The organism is Streptomyces xanthophaeus (assembly GCF_000725805.1).
GTDB lineage: Bacteria > Actinomycetota > Actinomycetes > Streptomycetales > Streptomycetaceae > Streptomyces > Streptomyces xanthophaeus.
Genome location: NZ_KL647133.1, coordinates 95,297 through 115,061, shown reverse-complemented (window position 1 = coordinate 115,061; position 19,765 = coordinate 95,297). Strand labels below are relative to the sequence as shown.

19 protein-coding genes and 3 pseudogenes are annotated in these 19,765 nt (G+C 69.0%); 15 read left to right on the top strand and 7 right to left on the bottom strand.

Annotated features, from left to right (window positions below; genetic code table 11):
* Positions 1 to 13: 13 nt before the first annotated feature.
* The 3 genes from IO30_RS0133050 to IO30_RS0133045 all read right to left on the bottom strand — a co-directional run bounded on the left by IO30_RS0133050 (position 14) and on the right by IO30_RS0133045 (position 2,114).
* A complete protein-coding gene (locus IO30_RS0133050; protein WP_051902753.1) occupies positions 14 to 1,291 on the bottom strand; it encodes a tyrosine-type recombinase/integrase in 1,278 nt (425 codons plus the stop codon).
* A 57-nt stretch (positions 1,292 to 1,348) separates the two neighbouring features.
* Entirely contained in the window at positions 1,349 to 1,627 is a 279-nt protein-coding gene (locus IO30_RS44075) for a helix-turn-helix transcriptional regulator (RefSeq protein ID WP_078904891.1), read from the bottom strand.
* A 235-nt stretch (positions 1,628 to 1,862) separates the two neighbouring features.
* Positions 1,863 to 2,114 (bottom strand): helix-turn-helix domain-containing protein, encoded by a 252-nt coding sequence (locus IO30_RS0133045; RefSeq protein ID WP_031149216.1) that lies wholly within the window; start codon positions 2,112 to 2,114, stop codon positions 1,863 to 1,865.
* A 568-nt stretch (positions 2,115 to 2,682) separates the two neighbouring features.
* Between IO30_RS0133045 and IO30_RS41345 the strand changes: the two are divergent.
* The 5 genes and pseudogenes from IO30_RS41345 to IO30_RS0133020 all read left to right on the top strand — a co-directional run bounded on the left by IO30_RS41345 (position 2,683) and on the right by IO30_RS0133020 (position 7,740).
* Positions 2,683 to 3,602: pseudogene (locus IO30_RS41345) on the top strand (hypothetical protein).
* A complete protein-coding gene (locus tag IO30_RS0133035) occupies positions 3,599 to 4,297 on the top strand; it encodes an ATP-binding protein (protein ID WP_031149215.1) in 699 nt (232 codons plus the stop codon). Before IO30_RS41345 ends, IO30_RS0133035 begins: the two are co-directional and overlap by 4 nt.
* A gap of 855 nt (positions 4,298 to 5,152) precedes the next feature.
* On the top strand, positions 5,153 to 5,548 hold the full coding sequence (locus IO30_RS0133030; protein ID WP_031149213.1) for a plasmid mobilization protein: 396 nt from the start codon (positions 5,153 to 5,155) through the stop codon (positions 5,546 to 5,548).
* Positions 5,545 to 7,244, top strand: a pseudogene (locus IO30_RS41340) (relaxase/mobilization nuclease domain-containing protein). The gene IO30_RS0133030 and the pseudogene IO30_RS41340 overlap by 4 nt, the downstream one beginning before the upstream one ends.
* Before the next feature lie 112 nt (positions 7,245 to 7,356).
* Positions 7,357 to 7,740, top strand: a complete 384-nt coding sequence (locus tag IO30_RS0133020) for a hypothetical protein (protein WP_051902751.1) — start codon at positions 7,357 to 7,359, stop codon at positions 7,738 to 7,740.
* Between the two features lie 109 nt (positions 7,741 to 7,849).
* Here the strand turns inward: IO30_RS0133020 and IO30_RS0133015 are convergent, their stop codons facing one another.
* From IO30_RS0133015 to IO30_RS0133005, 4 genes and pseudogenes are all read right to left on the bottom strand, one after another.
* A complete protein-coding gene (locus IO30_RS0133015; protein WP_031149210.1) occupies positions 7,850 to 8,404 on the bottom strand; it encodes a flavoprotein in 555 nt (184 codons plus the stop codon).
* A pseudogene (locus IO30_RS47340) lies at positions 8,401 to 8,523 on the bottom strand (heavy metal transporter CzcB); the annotation flags it as partial. The pseudogene IO30_RS47340 and the gene IO30_RS0133015, both read right to left, overlap by 4 nt.
* Before the next feature lie 42 nt (positions 8,524 to 8,565).
* The gene (locus IO30_RS0133010) at positions 8,566 to 9,408 is read right to left on the bottom strand and encodes an NAD(P)-dependent oxidoreductase (RefSeq protein WP_031149208.1); all 843 of its coding nucleotides are present in this window, start codon (positions 9,406 to 9,408) and stop codon (positions 8,566 to 8,568) included.
* Complete coding sequence (locus IO30_RS0133005; RefSeq protein ID WP_031149207.1) at positions 9,405 to 10,772, bottom strand: NsdA family TPR-like regulatory protein; 1,368 nt, start codon at positions 10,770 to 10,772, stop codon at positions 9,405 to 9,407. The genes IO30_RS0133010 and IO30_RS0133005 overlap by 4 nt, the downstream gene beginning before the upstream one ends.
* 266 nt (positions 10,773 to 11,038) lie before the next feature.
* On the opposite strand from IO30_RS0133005, the gene IO30_RS44070 reads away from it, so the two are divergent.
* From IO30_RS44070 to IO30_RS42405, 10 genes are all read left to right on the top strand, one after another.
* Complete coding sequence (locus tag IO30_RS44070; protein ID WP_078904890.1) at positions 11,039 to 11,635, top strand: ATP-binding protein; 597 nt, start codon at positions 11,039 to 11,041, stop codon at positions 11,633 to 11,635.
* Positions 11,636 to 11,785: 150 nt separating this feature from the next.
* On the top strand, positions 11,786 to 12,220 hold the full coding sequence (locus IO30_RS0132995; protein ID WP_031149204.1) for an NUDIX hydrolase: 435 nt from the start codon (positions 11,786 to 11,788) through the stop codon (positions 12,218 to 12,220).
* A 39-nt stretch (positions 12,221 to 12,259) separates the two neighbouring features.
* Positions 12,260 to 14,146: a radical SAM/SPASM domain-containing protein gene (locus IO30_RS0132990; protein ID WP_063768482.1), complete on the top strand. Its 1,887-nt coding sequence runs from the start codon at positions 12,260 to 12,262 to the stop codon at positions 14,144 to 14,146.
* Positions 14,143 to 14,775, top strand: coding sequence for a hypothetical protein (locus IO30_RS0132985; RefSeq protein ID WP_031149202.1), 633 nt, complete (start codon positions 14,143 to 14,145; stop codon positions 14,773 to 14,775). Before IO30_RS0132990 ends, IO30_RS0132985 begins: the two co-directional genes overlap by 4 nt.
* Positions 14,772 to 15,506 (top strand): hypothetical protein, encoded by a 735-nt coding sequence (locus tag IO30_RS0132980; protein ID WP_031149200.1) that lies wholly within the window; start codon positions 14,772 to 14,774, stop codon positions 15,504 to 15,506. The genes IO30_RS0132985 and IO30_RS0132980 overlap by 4 nt, the downstream gene beginning before the upstream one ends.
* 4 nt (positions 15,507 to 15,510) lie before the next feature.
* Positions 15,511 to 16,188, top strand: a complete 678-nt coding sequence (locus tag IO30_RS0132975) for an AAA family ATPase (RefSeq protein WP_157853431.1) — start codon at positions 15,511 to 15,513, stop codon at positions 16,186 to 16,188.
* Entirely contained in the window at positions 16,148 to 17,014 is an 867-nt protein-coding gene (locus IO30_RS0132970) for a protein kinase domain-containing protein (RefSeq protein ID WP_031149196.1), read from the top strand. The genes IO30_RS0132975 and IO30_RS0132970 overlap by 41 nt, the downstream gene beginning before the upstream one ends.
* Positions 17,015 to 17,127: 113 nt before the next feature.
* Positions 17,128 to 17,271 (top strand): hypothetical protein, encoded by a 144-nt coding sequence (locus IO30_RS46185; RefSeq protein WP_167347301.1) that lies wholly within the window; start codon positions 17,128 to 17,130, stop codon positions 17,269 to 17,271.
* A 111-nt stretch (positions 17,272 to 17,382) separates the two neighbouring features.
* A complete protein-coding gene (locus IO30_RS0132960; RefSeq protein ID WP_031149194.1) occupies positions 17,383 to 18,294 on the top strand; it encodes an aKG-HExxH-type peptide beta-hydroxylase in 912 nt (303 codons plus the stop codon).
* The gene (locus IO30_RS42405; protein WP_031149192.1) at positions 18,291 to 19,586 is read left to right on the top strand and encodes a serine hydrolase domain-containing protein; all 1,296 of its coding nucleotides are present in this window, start codon (positions 18,291 to 18,293) and stop codon (positions 19,584 to 19,586) included. Before IO30_RS0132960 ends, IO30_RS42405 begins: the two co-directional genes overlap by 4 nt.
* Positions 19,587 to 19,765: the final 179 nt, after the last annotated feature.

Below are 19,765 nucleotides of genomic sequence, written 5' to 3'. Positions count from 1 at the left end.
AGCCCGTGGTTCGTCAAGCTTCGGTGAGACCGGTCAAGGTCCGCTGAGAGGGGAGCAGGCCCTCAGGTACGTACTCGGGCACCGTGCCGAGCAGCGCATCGATGGCCGCGCGACCCTTGCCGCCGGCCTCCGGCATGAAGTGGGCGTAGTGGTCGAGGGTGATGGTCGGACTTGAGTGACCGAGCCACCGGGCGAGCGTGACGATGGACTCGCCCGCTTCGAGGAGGACCGAGGCGTAGGTGTGCCGAAGCACGTGGAAGCCATCCTTGCGCGAGGCCTTCCACCGTGCACCCTTCTCCCGCACGGGAATGACCCCGGCCGCTGCGAGGGCTGGCTTCCACGCCTCGTCGTTGAAGATGTTGGCGCGGATGGCGTTCCCGTACGTCGTGGTGAGGATGAGCGGGAAGCTCTGCTTCTCCCGGTCGGGCTCCGGTCCGCCCCAGGGGAGCTCGACATCGACCGCCGGATGGTCGAGGAAGTACGCGGCCAGCTCCGTGGCCACCGACCGGGGCATGTCGACGATGCGTGTCTTGCCACCCTTGGGCAGGGCGAAGTAGAGGCGTCCGGAGAGAAGTTGCACCTGCCTGCGCACCCGGATGACACCGCGTTCGAAGTCGATGTCCTTCGGCGACAGCCCGAACACCTCCCCCTGGCGCAGCCCACACCCCAGCGCGACGACGACCGCGATCCGGTAGCGAGGATTGATCACGTCCCGCACCCTCTGTGCCGTTGCCAGCGGCCACGCGTCACGATCCTCGTCGGGGGCCTTCGGCCAACGCACCGTCTTGGCCCGCATCGGGTTGCGGACGAGGCGCTTGTCGTCGATCGCGGTCTCGAAGATGTTCGACAGCGAGGTGAGGATCTGCCGGGCGTACCTCGGAGAGCACTCGCCTTCGAGCGTGGCTATGTAGCCGCGCAGGACGGTCGCCGACACGTCGCGCAGTGCCACCGCGCCGAGGTGCGGAAGGACGTGGAGTCGTACACGCTCGTCAACTCGCTTGACCGTGCCGGGCGCGCCGCGAACGCCGGCGCGCCAGTGGCGCGTGACGAAGTCCGTCAAGGTGATGGAGCCGTCGCGCGGGTCGACGAACTCGCCTCGTTCACTGTCGGTGCCGGACCGTCGGAGCCACCCCTTGGCGTCCTCCAGAACGTCGAACGACATGTCCCGGACGCCCGGGATTCCAGCGACACGATATCGGGACCCCTTGCCGTAACGGGTCGTACGCTCACACTTCCCTGTGACGGGATCCTTCTTCTTTTTGATCCAACGGTCTTCGATATAGCCAGCCAAAGAATTCCTCGGGGTAAGGGTTGGTCGTAGGGCGGGTGGCAAGGCCGGGTAGGTCGGTCATGCCGTGGCCGCGTACCCGGCGCGGCGCTGCGGGGCGGCATTCACCGGATTTAGGGAAGTGTTACTGCGGGAGTCCGCCTGCTCCTGTTCTCGGATCCACTCGTCAAGCGTTTCGATCCGGTACATCACGCGTCCGCTCCGTCCCATCCGAAAACTCGGCGGACCCTGGCGACGGTGCCGCCACACGTAAAGGGTGGCGGGCGACAGACCCAGGTATTCGGCGGCTTCACGCACATTCAGAAAACCCCTCCGCAGCGGCGACACACGGGGAGACATACGGACATTCGCCAGCAATTCACTGTCACAAGCAGCACTTCGCACGTATCGAAACCTTCGGGGTCTTCCGTCGACAGCCTGTGGCGACGGACATCGGGCATGACGAGTCCACCCCCGCTTGCTGTCAGGCAGGTGGAGCGGACTACTTCAATGGTCTGGAGAATCCCCGGTTTGGCTGACCGGGGATCGTCGGGTGTAAGCCGGGGCGACGTCACCGCGCGCCTGCCCGAACCCCCTACGCCGCAGGCTGGAGCAGGGCAAGTGGGGAGACACCGAGGGCAGCCGCAATGGCAACGAGGTCATCCGCGTCGCAGCGCCGGCGGGTGCGTTCGATGCGGGACAGCATGGTGTTGGTCATGGGGTGGCCGAGCTCAGTGACACGGGCAGCGAGCTCTCGCTGGGCGAATCCGCGCGAGGTACGCAGCCGCTCGATGGCGTGGGCGGTCCGTTCTCCGGCGGGACCGATTTCCGTAGCTCTTCGGGGCATGCGTCTGTTGTAGCTCGGGTTCCCGGTTTCTCGTAATCACGGAAGCCCAGACATGGGACTTTGGGGCTCGTTTCACGGAGAACGAACTGATGATTCCCGCATAGGCAGCCATTGCGGAACTATGACCCATCTCGGACCGCAGAGGTGCGCACACCGTCAGCGGCTCCGGGCAGCGGAAACATAGATCGCCTCGCCTACCCCGGTCAATGATTTTCGACGTTCGATCTTCGCCGCTCCCCCTGCGCCGTCGACTTTTTGGTCAACCGGGGATTCGCCCTTACTGTGAAGACGTTCGCGATCAGCGATGCACTCTGACGCTTTTCGAGTGCGGATTCGCTGGACTTCCGCGGGCTGGGTGTGGCTGTCTTGGCTAAGCACCCCTGACAAAGAAATCGGCTCCCGGCGTTGCAGCGCCGAGAGCCGATGGGAGTCCCTTGTTCAAACCGCCCACTCCTGAACGGATCTGAGGAACGTCTATGCCCAACAGTACGGCCGAAGCAGCCGTCCGCACACCTGCGCCCACCCCGGCATTGCCGTCCCAGCAGCAGACGAAGACGGGGCGATAGGCATGGCACGCATCCGCACCATCAAGCCGGAAGCCTTCAGCTCCGAATCGCTGGCCGCCGTCAGCATCACCGCGGAGCGGACGTTCTTCAGTCTGCTCACCCAGGCCGACGACCACGGCCGGTTCCGTGACCAGTCCGCCGTCATCGCAGGCCTCTTGTGGTCCCTGCGCCCCGAACACGGCCCGATCGAGGTCGAGGACGACCTCACCCAGCTCGCCGGCAATGAACTCATCTGCCGGTACGAGGGCGAGGACGGCAAGCGGTACCTGCACATCGTGACCTTCTCCAAGCACCAGAAGGTCAACCGCCCCAGCGGTGTCCGGCACCCGAACTGCCCCTACCACGACGGCGGCCGGGTGCCCCTGACCTCACCGCTGGCGCAGGGAGGGCTCCGTGAGGCGTCCGTGCACCATCAGGCACCCGCCCCTGAGCTCGCACGCACACCTCATGCCGCTTCAGCGAACCTTATATCCGCAGGTCAGGACGGGTTCACTGAACCCTCCGTGCAGCGTCAGGGAGAGGTACGGGAGCCCACGCCGAGCCCTCACGGTCCGGATCTAGGACCTAGGATCATGGATCTAGGATCTCCGTTGGGAGGCGCGAGCGCCCCCACCCCATCCCAGACCGTCACAGCCCAGCAGATGGTCGGCGAGTACGCCGCCGCATGCGGGAAACGTCCCCCGGAGAGCGTTCTGGGCCATGTCGGCCGGGAGATCAAGAAGCTGCTGCGCGAAGGCATCGACCCCGAGCACGTCCGGGCCGGCGTCGAGCGCATGCGCGTCAAGAGCCTCCACCCGGCCTGCTGCCCAGCCTGGTCAACGAGGCCATGAACCCGCCCCAGCCCACTGCTGGCGCCCGCAGAGCCCCTCAGCCGTACACCAACCCCGTTGACGCCGAAGCCGCTTACGGAGGCCAGCTGTGACCACCGCGACCCGCGAACCCCAACGTGCTGGCACCCTGGCAGCCCGTCTCCAGGCCATTCTCGCTGCCAAGGGCATCGACCCCGACACCGCACCCGCCGGGCCCACGGTGGAGCCGGTGACCGCCCTGGAACTCGCCGACCGCCGCATCCCGCCCCGCTACCGCGAGGCACTCGCCACCCAACCCGAAGTCCTGGGCTGGGTGGAGGCGGTCACCCGCGCCGGGCGGAACGGGCCGGCCGGTACCCGGGGCATCGCCTACGGCCCCTCGCTGCTGATCGCCGGAACCACCGGCATCGGCAAGACACATCAGGCCTACGGAGCCGTCCGCTCGCTGCTGGCCGCCGGAGTACGCCTGCGCTGGCAGGCGGTCACCTCCGCCGACCTCTACGCCCAGCTCCGGCCCCGGCCCAACCACGACCCCGAGCGGGAGATCCAAGAGCTCGGCCGGTGCCCGCTGCTGATCCTGGACGACCTCGGCGCGGCCAAGCAGTCCGAGTGGACCGAGGAGCTGACGTACCGGCTGATCAACCGCCGCTACACCGAGATGCTCCCGACCCTGATCACCACCAACCTGCCGATCGCGGAACTCCGCAACGCAGTCGGGGACCGCGTCGCCTCCCGCCTGGCAGAGATGACCACCCGCGTCATCCTCACCGGCCCGGACCGCCGACGCACCCAGCCGTCGGGCTCCTGACCACCACGGTCCCCACCCGGGTCGGCCCCCGTCATCGTAGGGACCGAACCACTGACCTGAGCCGTTCGGGGACCGTACCCAACCCGGTCCCGGTCCCGTCCCCATCACGGTCCCCAACCCGGTCCCAGTCCCCAAACGAGCCCCGGTCCCGTCTGACAGCGCCCTCCCCAGGAGGGAACCGACAGCAGTCGATCGGGGACCGTCCCCTGATTGCGCTGCGCGCGCCGGCCACCACGGGGACCGGTCCCCAACTCTGTTTCCGCAGGTCACCCCCGCCTGACGTCCCCCGACTCAGTGGGGACCGTCCCCTCGGTCCCCACCATCCGGGACCACCCTGCGGCGGTTCGGGGACCGCCAGGTCACCGCGTCGGGGACCGTCCCCACCCACCACTACGGGGACCGAGACGGGACCGGTCCCCCACGCCCTTGCCGCCGGGGACCGAGTTCCTACCCGAAACGGGGACCATCCCCGCCCGGTCCCCGGACAGCACCGGCAGCGTTTCGCGTCACGAGCGAGCGGTCCCCAACCGGTCGACCCCGCCCAACAGCCCCTTCACACGACCAGCCTCTACCACTTCAAGGACACGCATGCACAACCCACCGCACGACCGTCCCACCCACGACGATCACATGCCCTCGCTTCCAGCCTCAGGAGGAGCAAGTTGTACCCAGAGCATTGCTCCCGTCGGGAGCAATGCTCTGGGCTCCCCCGCCCCAGGGGTGGCGGGCGCGGACCGGCACCAGGGGGTGCCGGCCCTTCGGGATGCTGCCGAGGCCGGACCGCACCACGAATCGGAGGGACAGCACGCCTGCCACACCCCCCGCTGCACGCACACCGCCCCAACGACATCGCACGTGCGCCAGCGTGAGCGCCTGCTCGCCGAGAAGAAGCGCATCCACCAGCCCAGTTGCCGCATGAACGACGATGAATTCCAGCTCCTCACCCACGCCGCGGCTGCCTGCCGCATGAGCACCGCCGGGTTCCTCGCCCACTCTGCCCTGAAGGCCGCACGCGACCTCGAACACACCGAAGCCGAGATCGCCACCCACCGGGAGATGGTCAGAGAGCTGTTCGCGCTGCGCCGGGCCCTCGGCCAGATCGGCAACAACCTGAACCAGGTCGCCACCGTCTTGAACTCCGGCGCCGATGCCCCGCACGCCAAGGCGGTCCTCGACGCCGTCCAGCGGACCGCCGAGCGCGTGGACGGCTTCACCCAGCGATACGTAGAGACGGAGGCTCCCACCGGATGATCCCCCGCGTCCACAAGATGGGCACCCGCACCATCGGCCTGATCCGCTACCTCTACGGCCCCGGCACCCACGAGGAACACACCGACCCACACCTCGTGGCGGCCTGGGACAGTCTCGTCCCCGACCCCGGACGCAACTCGAAAGCCACTTACGGGGACCTGCAAAGGCTCCTCGACCAGCCGTCGAAGCCCTGCCCAAGTCGCGACGCCCCACCGAGCACGTATGGCACCTGTCCGTACGTGCCGCGCCCGAGGACCCGATCCTCAGCGACGAGCAGTGGGGCGACATCGCCCGCCGCATGGTCGCCGCCACTGGCATCGCCCCCGACGGCGACACCGCCGCCTGTCGCTGGGCAGCCGTCCGCCACGCCGACGACCACATCCACATCATCGCCACCACTGTCCGCGAGGACGGCCGCCGGCCCCGCCGCCACAACGAAGCCAAGCGCTCCCAGGCCGAAGCCCGTCTCATCGAAGCCGACTACGGCCTGCGCCGCCTCAACGCCGGTGACGGAACCGCAGCCCAGCGCCCCACCAGTGCCGAACACCACAAAGCCGACCGCCACCAGCGGGAACGCACCCCGAGGGAGGAACTGCGCGAGAGCGTCCGACGCGCGGCGGCCGGCGCCCAGAGCGAGGAGGAGTTCTTCGACCGTCTCAGCCGTGCCGGTCTCCTCGTAAAGCGGCGCGTGGCGCCGTCCGGGGACCTCCTCGGCTACACCGTGGCCCTGCCCGACGACCGCAACAAGAACGGCGAACCCGTCTTCTACTCGGGATCCAAGCTCGCCCCCGATCTCTCCCTGCCCCGTATCCGCGAACGCTGGACCCAACCGGCAGAATCCTCCTCGGACGAGGACATCTCACCGGAGCTCCCCGCTCTCCCGCCGGTCACCGGCCCTGCGTACGCCCGCCGCCGCGCCACTACTGCGACCTGGCAGGCACTGCTGCTCATCGAGCATGCCGACGAAGGCACGGCAGCAGCCCAGATCGCCGCTGCCGGGGAGGTCCTCGACGCCCTCGCCAAGACCTCCGCCGCCTACACCCGCAGAGAACTCCGCGATGCAGCCTTCGCGTTCGAGCGGGCCTCCCGCTCCCACGTCCGCGCCGTACGCGGGCACGACCACGCCCTGCGCCAGGCTGCGCACGACCTCGTCCACAGCGGACGGTCCCTCGGCCGCGGAGAGGACGGCGCCACCACCGCCATGCTCATCGACACCGCGTTCTTCCTCGTCACCGCGGCGGCGAACTGGCACACCAAGAAGAAGCACGCCCAGCAAGCCGAAGCCGCGCACCAAGCCGCCGAACACCTGCGCGCCGCCTACGAGATCGCGGGCGCCCAGCCGATGTCCGTGCTCCACCAGCGAGGCCGCTCCCTGCCACTGCAGCGACGACAGGCAGCCGTCCTACGCCAGGCGCTGCCCGAGATTGCCGAACAAGTTCTGGCCGAGCCGGGCTGGCCCGCCCTGGCGGCCACACTCGCCGATACCCAGGCCGCAGGCCATAACCCGGCCCACCTCCTCGCAGAAGCCACCCGGCACCGGGAGCTGGACAGCGCCACCTCCGTCAGCGACGTCCTCGTCTGGCGTCTCCGCCGTCTCGCGCACCTGCCTGCCGATCCCGCAGCATCGCTCCCCCGGCGCGTGGTGACCACACAACCCGCTCCGAAGGCCGCGAACAACGCCTCCCGCCGCCGCTGACGCCCGGACGTGGCCGTCCCTACATAGCCGACGATCCCCGGTCAGCCAAACCGGGGTTTCTCCGGAGCATTGAAAACATCACCACCGGCCCCATCCCGTAAGGAACCCCCGCATGCCCGAAACCGAACTGCGCATCGAAATCATCGCCCTGCTGTTGGACGCGGACTTCAAGCTCCGACCCGACACCAACACCTGGTCCCACAGTGATGGGCGCCCCTTCACACGGGCCGAACAGGCCACCACCTTCCAGGCCACGCGCGCCGAGCTCGAAGCCACGGCAGCACTGAGCGCCCGCAATGCCGCGGCCGTCCTCGAACAGGGCAACGCCGTGGAGGCCCTCACCGAGCTCGTGCTCTCGTACTTCGCCCAGCACCCCGAAGCCCGCATGGTCATGGACGTACTGCCGCACATGACCGAGGAAGACCGCGCCGAGTACGAGCGCCTGTGCGCCATAGCCGCTCCGGACGGCGGTATATACCTCCCCTACGAGGACTGAGAGGCCCCCCAGCACAGCACCCGCCGCCCGGTGCCGGGTACCCCCGGCCACCGGGCGACGGCGTTCCTCATGTGGAAATCCGCCAGGCCCTACCACTGGCAGGCGTAGATCAGTGGCGTGCGTCGCCTGCCGCGAGGAACGGTGCCAGGAGGTCGACGGCTTCCCCCCAGCGGAAGCGGTCGGCGCCGCCGCCGGACTTCGGGCGATGCGGCTCGTAGCTGCCGACCAGAACACCCATCTCGCGCAGCTCTGCGAGGCTCCGCTGGTACGCGCGGTGGGCCGCGAGGGCGGTGTTCACGTAGGGCAGGACGGCGGTGGGGATGCCCATGCCCGGAGCCTCGCAGAGGATGCCGAGGGCGAGGTTGTCCGCGAAGCCGGCCGCCCACTTGTTGACCGTGTTGAAGGTGGCCGGGGCGACGGCGATCGCATCAGCGGGTGGGAAGGACCGTGCGTCGCCGGGCGCGCGCCAGGCGGACCGCACCGGGTAACCGGTCCGGTCCTCGATCTCGGACACGTCGAGGAAGGGAAGCCCCTGCGGGGTGGCGACGACACCGACGTCCCAGCCCCGCTCGTGCGCGGCGTCGATCAGCTTGCCGACGTCGCCCGCGATCCCGGCCGCGCAGACGACGACGTACAGGAAGGGCTTGCGCTGCGGCTCGGTCACGCGGGTACTCCCAGTCGGCGGCTCAAGTGGTCGAGCTCTGGCAGCGTACGCCGACGGTCGCGGGCTGCCATGTCGGCGACCAGGTCCCGGACGGCTGGGCCTCTTTGCCTCTGGGCAGCAGATGGTCCGCGACCACGCCACTGTCTTGAGACGGCCGCCACTCAGCGAGCAGGCTGTTCCCCCAAATGGGACAAGACCTCTGCGACCGACAGGTTGTAGTGGTCCTTGTCTCCTTCCCAGCGGGCCATGACCGCGACCGCCGCTTCGGCCATATCCACAGGCAACCCGGCTGCGCGGAGCGTTTCGGCGATGTCCTCCATCTCCGGAGCCCAGCGCCAGGCGCGTGCGGCCACGCTGGGCAGGTATCCAGGGTCGGAGAGGATGTTGGACGCCATCAGCTGCGCCTCGGCCGTGAGCTCGTCGCCGACGCCATGAGCGTCGGCCAGCGCGTGGGCCACGCCGGCGAGGGTTCGGGCGGCCTTCTGGTAGCTGGCGAACGCCATCTTCAGCGCGGAGGCTGAGCCGACGCTGCCGCTCGCGCGGCGGACGTGCAACGCTGTGTCCTTGAACACGGGCTGCACCGTGTCCACGGCCTGGGCTTCGCCTGCGAGGTAGAGGCGAGCAGCCCGCTGGGCACCGGGCGGCGGGCCGAAGATCGCACCGTCGAGGACCGTGGCGCCCGGCCTGATCTCCTCCGCGATTCGCTGCATTCGCTGGGGGTTGATCGCGTTGGCGTCCACGTACACCCCGGCGAAGGCATGGCCGGCGACCGTGGTTGCCACGTCTTCGGCGGCCTGCGGAGGACAGATCGACAGGACGATCTCACTCCGTTCCAGCGCCTCGTCGAGCGAGTCACACGCGGTGGCGCCGACTTCCTTCGCGCGTCGGTGGGTCGCGTCGCTGCGGCCTTCCGGCACCCACAGCACCTCGTGGCCTGCCTTGACGGCCTGGGCGGCGACGGCCGCGCCCATGGCGCCGGGGTGCAAGAGGGTCACGGTCGTCACTGGCTGCCTCCTGGCGGGAGCTGAGCGGGCATGCGTTCCTGATGAGCAATGATCACCTCACGAAGGCCGATGGCGGCAGGTGATCCGGCCCCGGGGTGCAGCGCGAGCTGACGGCTGAAGTGGCCGATCCGGCGGTCTACGCTCTCGGTGCGGCGCCGGGCGCTGACCCCGAGGACGGCGTGGATCTGGGTCGCGGCCCCGTCGATGTCACCTCGGCCCAGCCGAGCCATGGCCAGGTCCATGCGGGCCAGGGACATCTCGCCGAGTCTCTGCTGCTCCGGCGGCGCAGACTGGAACATCTCCACAGCTTCGTCGGCGCGAGCCTCGGCATCGCTGAGGTGTTGGGTGCCTGCCAGCCAGAGGTGCGTGCTGCTGGAGTAGAACAGTTGCTTCTCGACGGGGAAGGCCATCATCCCGCCTGGCAGTTCGTCTCCCTCGGCGAGACGCTCTCGCAGGTGGTCGGCGGCACTGAGGGCCGCCAGGGCATCGCTGCCCCTGTTGAGCTGGCCGTAGGCGCGTGCCTTGATGCTCTCCAGTCGGATCTGCGCCGTGCCGGACTCCGGGGTGAACGCGCTTCCGGAGTCCGCAAGGCGTACGGCGTCTACGGGGCGGCCGTCCCAGTACGCGATCAGTGCCTGGAGTCCGCGTACCCAGGAGCGCAGTCCGTTGTGCCCCGCGAGTTCGCCGAACAGGAAGGCGGTACGGGCTTGTGTTTCGGCCGCGTCGTAGCGGCCCAGGTCGAAACTGGCGTTCGCCAGTACGCCGCACAGAACGCCGGCGCCCACGTAGAGGTCGGAGGTGTACCGCGGTGGCTGACGTCCTTCGAGAAGTTCGAACGCGCGGTCTCGGAGGGCACGGACCTCGCGGAACAGGGGCCCGACGGGCCGGTTGGGGTACGTCATGACGAGGCGGCGGATGTCAGCTTCCAGCTGCTCCAGCGTGTGCGGTCCCACGTTGCTGCTCTCTGCCCTGGCCGCGAACTGCGCCGACTCATTCGCCGCCGCCATGACCACGTCTTCAAGGCCGTACTCGGATGGATCCACTGCATCGCGGTCGTCAGCCGCTGGGTGGTGTGGGGAGGGGCCCGGCTTGGACTCCGCAGGCCCGAGGAGTCGGGTGGCCGGGATGCCCGGAAACATGAACTCCAGGACGCGGCGGGCGACGGTCTGCGGGGTCCGGACCTCGCCATGCGCGTATCGGAAGAACTGCCGCTTCTCGATCGTCGCGGTCGAGATCGAGGGCGGTCCCTCCAACTCCGCTAATTGCTTGGCCGCCTGCTCGTAGCGCCGCTTGAAGACCTGGTAGTCCTGCCAGCCCCGCTGGTTGATCAGGGTCTGGAAGAGGGTCGGTCCTGATGGCTCCACAGCCGCTCCCTCATGCCGGGGTCCTTGTCCGGCATCCACGCTAGACATCAGCAGCCGCCGATCGAAGATCTGTTGTCGAGAAATTCCAGGTGGAGGGCGAATAGACATCGGTTAGGCACGAAAGGGCCGCGTTCGGCGTCGTTCAGAGCCTCGTTCAGGCGGGAGCCGCCGGGAACACTTCGTCTTCGCCCCGGCAAGACAGCGGTCCCTGCGAGGCCGAGTCTCCGCCGTGGTAACGCAAGCCAGGCAGTTCAGGAGGCCCGCTCATGGCAGCGCACCATCAGCTCGCGTTCACAGTCGCCCGCACGTCAGCCGCCGCCCAGCAGGCACGACACCACGTCGTGGCCGAGATCCGCTCCTGGGGCATACGGCTCGACGCGGAGGCACTGGCCGGAATCGAGCTGGCGGCTGGCGAGCTGATCACTAACGCCGTGCGCCACACCGCGTCGGGGCCGGTCACCGTCAGCGTCTACCAGGAGGGGCCTGTGCTTGTGGTCGAGGTGCATGACGCTACGAAGGCGCTGCCGCGACCGGAGCCCTTGAGCGGGAGTGCCGAGTCCGGGCGCGGTCTGTATCTCGTATCCGTGCTCGCCGACCGCCACGGTGCCGATCTGACGGCGACGGGCAAGCGCTGCTGGGCGGAGTTCGATCTGCCCCGCAGTGCGGGTGATCGACCGACAGATCAGGACAGCCGTCGTGATCGGCGTCTGCCCCACGACCATGCCGGCGACGTGGCTGATCGGGCGGTGACGAGGGTTCGTACACCGGCAGCTGGAGCGCCATCGCACACCCGAACGAGGGCCAGGCGCCGGACTGTAGCCCCGGCAGCAGGGCGGCCCTTTGCGGGCCAGCCCATCGACTGAATAACGCTGATTTGACAGCAAGTTGGGGGCCTAGACTCGTGGGCTTCCCCGGGACACCGACTATCGCGGTCGACCACGGGACAAGCAGTCCCCGGCCCTCTACCGGGCCGGCCCACGAATCAGCTCCTGTACCAAGTGGAGGTTGTTGCTATGCCCGAGAAGGTCACGAAGGAAAAGGTCCTCGTCTACGTCGTGCGCGACGGGCGCCTGCTGGTGTTCCGCCACACCGACTATTCCTACGAGGAGGTCGGCATCCAGGTCCCGGCGGGCAGCATCCGCCCCGGTGAGACCCCGGAAACCGCCGCCCTGCGCGAGGCCCGCGAGGAGACCGGCCTGTCGGACTTCAAGATCGTCCGCAAGCTCGGCGAGACCGAGTACGACATCAGCCCGTACCGGTTCGAGATCCAGCACCGGTATGTCTTCCACCTGGAGCTCACGGAGCCGACGCCGAAGCGGTGGATGAGCCAGGAGGACCACGACGGCGAGCAGGAGCCTACTCACTTCGAGTGCTTCTGGATCCCGCTGGAGGCCGCGCACATCCTCCAGTCGGGCCAGGGCGCCCTGCTGGGGCGTTTGTCCGACTAGCCAGTCATCCGGTCACGGCAGCGTAGGAGGGGGCAGCCGATGAACCTCAGCACAGAACAGCGCCACACGCTCGACGGGCTCTACCGGAGCCTGGACGCCGATGACACCAGCACCGCGGTGTCGGTCATCGTCAAGACGCGCGGCGAGACGTGCGACATCGACTGCCTCTACTGCTACGAGAAGCGCAAGGAGGCCCCTGGGGGTGCCAGGGTCAGCGCCGGGCAGATCAGGCGCCTGGCCGACATCTTCAAGGGTCGCTCGCTCGCCGTCGAACTCCACGGCGGCGAGCCGCTGACCGCGGGGCGGGAGCACGTCGGCGAGATCCTCAAGGAGCTGGCCGACCTGCCGCAGGTCGTCCGCGTCAGCCTGCAGACCAACGGTGTCCTGCTCGACGCCGACTGGCTCGACATGTTCGACACCCTCTGCCCTGACCTCCAGATCGGTATCTCCCTCGACGGTGACGCCCAGGGCAACGCCTGGCGCGTCGGCTACGACGGCAAGCCCGTGTATCCGCGCGTCGCCGCCGCCCTGAACCTGCTCGCGGAGCGGGGCCGGAGCGTCGGTGTGATCGCCGCGGTGACCCCGGCGGTGCTGGACCGCGCCGAGGAGGTGCTGGACCACCTCGCCGGCTTCGGTTCGGTCAACGCGATCAGCTTCGTACCCTGCTTCGACTCCACGATCCGCCGCTCCACGGCCCTGCCGAGTAGACGCAAGTCGGCCAGCCGACTGCTTCAGCAGGCTGCCGTGAACGCAGCCGATGGCCCGGCCTGGGCGATCCATCCCGACGAGTACGCCCAGTTCGTCCTTGCCGCCACCGCTCACTGGATCACCGACGGACACTTCGCCCGCATCAAGCTGGAACCTGCTGTCTCCACAATCCGGCGATTACGGGGTCTGCCGACAGGGTTCTGCCACTTCTCGGATCTCAAGTGCGACCACGTCTTCACCCTCTACCCCGATGGCCGCCTCGGGAGTTGCGACGAACTGCCCTGGCCCCAGGCCCGCCTCACCCAGCTGGAGTCCACGGCCGACGAGCACGAGGTGGTCCGCGCCCAGCAGGACTCCCTCCTCCTGGATCAGGGCAAAGCCCTGATGGACAAGTGCACGACCTGCGACTACCGCACCACCTGCGGCGGAGGGTGCATCGCCACCCGCTGGCGCCAGGACCCGACCAACGATCACGACGCGTACTGCGACTACCGCATGCGGATGATCGACGGCGTCGCCGCACTGCTGGCCCAGCCCGCACACCCCGCCGGCGCCTGGTGCCAGAGCCTGCGCTGGCGCCCGCGCACCCCGAACAACATGCGCGACGTGAACGCCTTCCTGACCAGCTGGGACGCTCCCGACCTCGCCCGAGGCGAAGTGAGGCTGCACACCAGTGAGCACGGCAACATCAACGCCGTGGGCCTCGCCGGTATCCACGAGGCCGACGATCTGACCCCAGCCCACCCGATGTGGCGGGCCGCCATCGAACCCGGCGTCTGGCCGTTGGTCGACACGGTCACCCGAGCCTGGGGGCTCGTCACGTACGACAGCTGCCAGGGCCACCAGTACACCGGCGCGTACCTGGCCCCCACGGGTCTACGCATCGGGCTCCTCCCCCGCGACCGCCAGGAGTACGCCAGCGCTGCTGCGGCCCTGTGCCGGGCCGCCACCTTCGCAAGCACCCTCCTCCCCGCGGGCATCGAGGTCAACGTCGGCCGCTCGGAGCTCACCTGCGAGAACACGGGCACCACCACCCCGGTCCTCGACCTGAGCCTGGACCCCGGCTCCGGTCAGGGGTGGGACGGCTACTTCGCCCGCCTGAACGAGGCCACCGCCGTGTTGGCGGCAGCCCTCGACGCCGAGCGCCCCAAGGTCGAATCCGCGTGCGTCTGCCCGCTACCGGTGTCGCCGCAAGCCGCCGAGGGGGTGCTGCGATGAAGCCCGGCGACGCGGTCACCATCCACCAGCTCCTGGGACGCATCGCCTACTTCCACACCCTGTTCATCGAACCCGCCCTCACCTCCAGCGAGCAGCCCGGAGCGGGCGAGCCTTGCTGCAACCACAAGGACACCGCGGGATCCGGACAGCCAGACGTCGGAACCGTGCTGGCGAGGACCGCTTGGGCAGTCCTCGACGAGATCGCAACCACCCTATGCGAGCACCTCCGCCCATGCCCGGACTCCGACCACCGATGCTGCGCGGCCTGCCGCATCGCAGCCTCCGGCGCCGCCATCGCCCAGGCATGGGCAGTCACCGAACACCGCTCATACGGACTGCCACTGCCCCCGGACCCCCTCGTATGGGCCTGCCGCACCACGGCCGCAACCCGTCTCGCCCTCGTCTTCACCCAGCAGCACGGGACCTCGTGCCGCACCCTGGCCCAGGCCGATACACCTGCTGCTGACCTGCTGCCCGACAGCAGCGCCCTGCCGTTGACCGGAGAGCTCCTCGCCCTGTGGCGGGACCCGCTGGCTGCCACCCGTAGGCCGGTCGTCAGCTGGCTCAACCACTGCACGGACCTGAACGACATCCACCGCGTGCTCCAGCAAGGGGGAACCACGAAGTGATCCACACAGCCGAGACCGTCGGCGTCGGAAGCATCGAGAACTTCCTCAGCAACGCCGAGCGGACCCACCTCGCCAATCTGATGAACGACGTCCTGACCAACGGCGGCACCAGCCGCTTCGGTGACGAGCGCCGCACCTCCATCCACGAGATCCCCGGCCACAGCCCCGAACAAGCTATGGCCGTCTACGAGCCGGCCGGACGCGTCGAGATCCCCTCGATCCCCCAGGCCGCCGAGAAGCTCTTGGGCGACGCCTTCGAACGCGCTCGCCCGGCGCTCTCCCGCGTCATGCCCTCGATCACCATCTGCCGCCCGTGGACGTACGTCGAGTACGGCGTGGGCCAGCACATCACCTGCCACCTCGACGGCATCGCCCCCGACCCGCTCGCCTGGCCCCGCCAGATCGCCGGCATCAGCGTCGTGATCACCCAGGCCGACGCCGGGGGCGACTTCTACGTCGAGACCTCCTCCAGCGACCGGCTGTGGAACGGCAAGGCCCCCGATGCCGCATCGAACGGCTACGCGGAGGGCATGTGGCTGGCCCACGACGGCGCGGACAACTCCGCGACCTGGTTCCAGCAGATGCCCCGAACCCGCTGGAGCGTCGCCCCGGCCCCCGGTACCGCCCTGCTGTACGGCTCCCAGCTCGCGCACGGAACCCGCCCGGTCACCGCTGGCCGGGTCGCCAAGTTCATCAGCTGGCTCATCGCCGAGCCCACCGCGGCCGGGTGAGCGCGTGCTCCTGGCTTTGGAAGGCATAGCGGGCGCCGGAAAAAGCACCCTCCGCGACCAACTCCTGGCCATTGCCCACGCCGAGGGCATCCCCCTCAGCCACATCGGCCAGTTCTCCTGGCTCTCCCACTCGGCCACCCGCACCCTGATCCGCCTGCGGGCCGGCCACGGAGGGGACGAGCAGGAGGCCATCGAGGCCGCCACACAGGACTTGGCCCTGCACTCCCGCTTCAACATCGCCGTCGCCCTCACCGAGGGCCCGGTCCTCGCCGACCGGTTCACCCTCTCCACCGCCTGCCTGCTCGCCCTGCTCCACCAGCAGCCCGTCGACGCGTACGTCGAGCGCCTCGCCGAGCAAACCCAGGCCCGTCCGCAGCTGACCGTCCTGCTGATCACCGATCCCGACATCTGCCACACCCGCATCACTCGACGCGCGACAGAGCGCCGCTTCACCGAACGCCCCGAGGCCGCCGCCCGGCTGGCCGACCTCTACAACGAGGCCTCCGACGCATGGACCAAGGCCACTGGCCTTCCCGTGCTGAAGCACCCCTGCACGACCCATGCCGATCTCGAAGCCCTGGTCGACGCCTGCATGGAGGACCTCCGCTCGGCCGGCAACCCAAGAACAAGGAAGCGAGCCGATGAACCTGCACCCGATGCATCCCGCAGCCTGGGTCCTTGATCAGCTCCGCACGGACGGGTGGCACATCAGCGACCTCCTCGCGTTCACGCGGGCCAGCACCCTGGTCAGAGCGAGCCGCCCCGGCAAGCAGGACGTCGTACTGAAGGCGGGCTTCGGCAGCAACCACGTCCTCGCCGACCTCGACCCCAGCCAGAAGCCGGCCGCGTACGGTTTCTACTGGTACGCGCAGATGACCGAGACCGAACGTGCCCTCACCCGTGAAGACTTTCGCCATGAGGCGGAGCTGACCGCCGCCGCCGGAGGAACCGATCACGTCGTCCCGCTGCTGGAACAGGGCAGCTCGGAGCGGTTCGACTGGTACACCATGCCGCACTGCGACGGCGGGAACTTCCGGGCCTTCATGGCCTCGTCGAAAGACACCGGGAAGGGTCTCAGCATCCTCGCCGACGTCGCCGACGGCTTGGACAACCTGCACCAGCGCGGAATCGTCCACCGCGACGTCTACCAGGAGAACATCCTCATTGACCAGGGCCGGGGCCTGATCACCGACCTCGGAGCCGCCCGCCGCCTGTCCACCCCGCGCGGGCCTGAACACCGCGGCCCCGAGGTCCACTGGCCGCCGGAGTACCTCACCGGCTACAACAAGGCGTCCCCGGCTGCCGATGTCTTCAGCCTCGCCGTCCTCGTCTACCGCTACCTGTGCGGGGACATCCCCCGCCTGGCCAGCCACACGAACCTGCCCTTCGTCTCGGAGCCCCTGCGCAGCGTCGTGACCGCCGCGCTCTCCGACGACGCGGGCGACCGGCCCGCCATGGAGGACCTGCGGACCGCGCTCCGCACGGCGGCCGACCTCCACCAGCGCTGACCGACACGAGGGAGCCCCTCATGCCCAGGGCGAGATCTCCGCCCCGAATCCGGGCTCACAGCAGAGCAAGCGGAACAAGCCGAAGCCAACGAGACCGAAAGGCGGAACACCCCATGAACCAGGACCGCATCGCCGACTTCCTCGCCAACGTCGAGGACCTGCGCGGCGAGGACGAGACCGTCCGTACCACCGCCCACACCTCCAGCGTCTCGGCCGAGGGCTGGCCGGCGGCCGAGGCGGAGACCACCACCGCCTGAACCGCCGCAGCCGCCCGGCGCTCTGAGCGCCGCCGGTGAACACACCCGGGGCCGGGCCGCCAGGACCTGCGGCCCGGCCCCGGGCCCACCACGTAACAGGAGAGCCGCCTTATGCACACCCTCGCCGACCTCTTCGACCTCCCGCCGATCGACCGTCTGCACCACGAACGCACGCAGCGCATTCACGCGGTCATCCGCCCCGGAGCCCAGCCGCCTCAGTCGAGCACCAGTACGGCGGCTGACTACTGCCTGGCCCACCACGCCCTCGAAGGGGCCGAAGCCGCCGCCCGCGCCGGAGATGCCGCGACCTTCGACTGGTACGTCGCCCACCCCGACGCGGGGGCCACCATCAACTCTGTCCCCACAGCGGTCGGCACCCGTGTGGTCGCCGCGCCCACACTCTCCGAGCTGCCCCGGTCCGCGATCTCCGAGACCCCCTACTACGTCCTGGGCCCCGGTACCGAGCCCGCCCCGGCCCACCTGCTCAGCCTCGCGGCCGACGCGTACACCAGCGCCGCACGAGCGGGCTTCGGCGATCTGCTCGCCGCGCACGCCGTCGTCCTGTGCCTGCTGCGGACCAAGAAGCTCGGCGAGACCCTCGACAGCTGGACCATCAGCCGCCTGCCCGGCACGGTTTTCATGGACCACGTCGACGACCCGGTCGTCCTAGCCCGCGACCTCATCCACGAGGCCGGGCACAACTGGCTGAACGACGCCCTCGCGGCAACGGGATGCAAGATCAGCGACACCGCGCACTTCCACTCCCCGTGGAAGCAGACAACGCGGCCTGCGTTCGGATTCCTCCACGCCTGCTGGGCGTTCCCGCTCACCATACTGTTCACCGCGCACGCGCTGAACAGCACCGCGGGAGACCTGCACCGGTTCCTGACCGCCTACCTCGACCAGCAGCGAAGCCTCCTCGCCGATACGGCCCCCGACCATGCCCGCGCTCTGGAGCTGATCAGCGACGACGGACTCCGCCACCGCCTCGCCGCCGCCCACCACCAGGCACTCGCCCTGTGAACGCGGCCCGCGACGAGGAGCCCGGCCTGTCCCTCCTGGTCCACCGGCCAGGCGAAGAGCCCGCTCTTCTACACACCGGTCTGGCAAGCCTCGAACACGGACTGCCCATCGGACCGGACACCACCTTCAACGTCGGCTCGGTCGCGAAGCAGATCACCGCCCACCTGATCCTGCTCGCCGCGCATGACGACCTCCTGCGCCTGGACCAGCAGGCCGCGGACCTGCTGCCCCGACTCAAGATCACCGATGTCACCGTCGCGGATCTGGTCGCCCACCGATCGGGCATACGCGATGCCGAGTCCCTGCTGTCCCTCGCCGGCTTCCGGGACCTGGACCACTACACGGCCGACGATCTGCGAACCCTCGCCTACCGGCAGGACCAGCGCGCCGTCCCCGAAGGCCGCTTCCTCTACAGCAACACCAACTACCTCCTCCTGGCAGAGATCCTCGAAACGGTCCACCGCACCACACTGCCCGACCTCGCCCAGCACCGCGTTTTCGGCCCGCTCGGCATGCACTCCACCCACTTCAAGAGCGACCCCCGCCAGGTCACCCCCGGAGCCGCATCCGCCTACCAGGCCACCCAACACGGGTGGCAGCACACGGAAACGCCGGTCACCCTGCCCGGACCCGGCACCCTATGGACCGCAGTCGGCGACCTCGACCGCTGGCTCGCCCACCTCCACCAGCTCTGGCAGCACCCCCACCAGCTCCCCTGGCAGGAAGCTGTCGACTACGAGCCTGGCGACCACGAGCCCTATCTCTATGGCCCCGGCCTCTACGCCGACGCCCGCCCCGGCCGCACTGCCGTCTTCCACTACGGCCACGAACAGGGCTTCTCCGCCGCTGCCCACGTGGAAGCATCAGGGCTACGCGTGATCGCCCTGTCCAACAACGCGGGGCTCTCGGCCGACCGCGTCACCGCCGCCACCCTCCGGGACCTCCACCAGCAGCCGACGCTGGCCCCGAAGGAGGCCGTCGTCCGCGCCACAGCCCTGCAGCGAACCGCAAGCACTGCCACACGAGACCAGCCCACACCCGATGACCTCGGCCAGCACACAGAGCTAGGCACCTTCGCCTGCGACCAGGCCCCCGGCAGCCTGCGCCTCACCCGCAGAGCCGACGATCTCCACCTGTGGCGCCGGGGGACATGCGACCAGCTCACCCCCACGGGCTCGGGCACCTACGTAGGCAACGGCTACACCCTCACCGTGCCCAGCAGCACGGACCAGGTCGACCGCTTCACCCTCGACCTCGACCGCGCCCCCAGACTCACGTACATCCGCCAGTAGCCACCGCCGCAAGGCGCCATCTGACTTCCCCGCCCACAACTGGTGGGGACGCGAACCGAACTGGAGACTCCTGATGCTCAACCACCTGGTGATTTCCGGGATCGCGGCGTACACCCACGAAGGTCTGCCCACGCCCGCCCAAACCGATGACTCGAACACCTGGGTCGACGGTGTCTGCT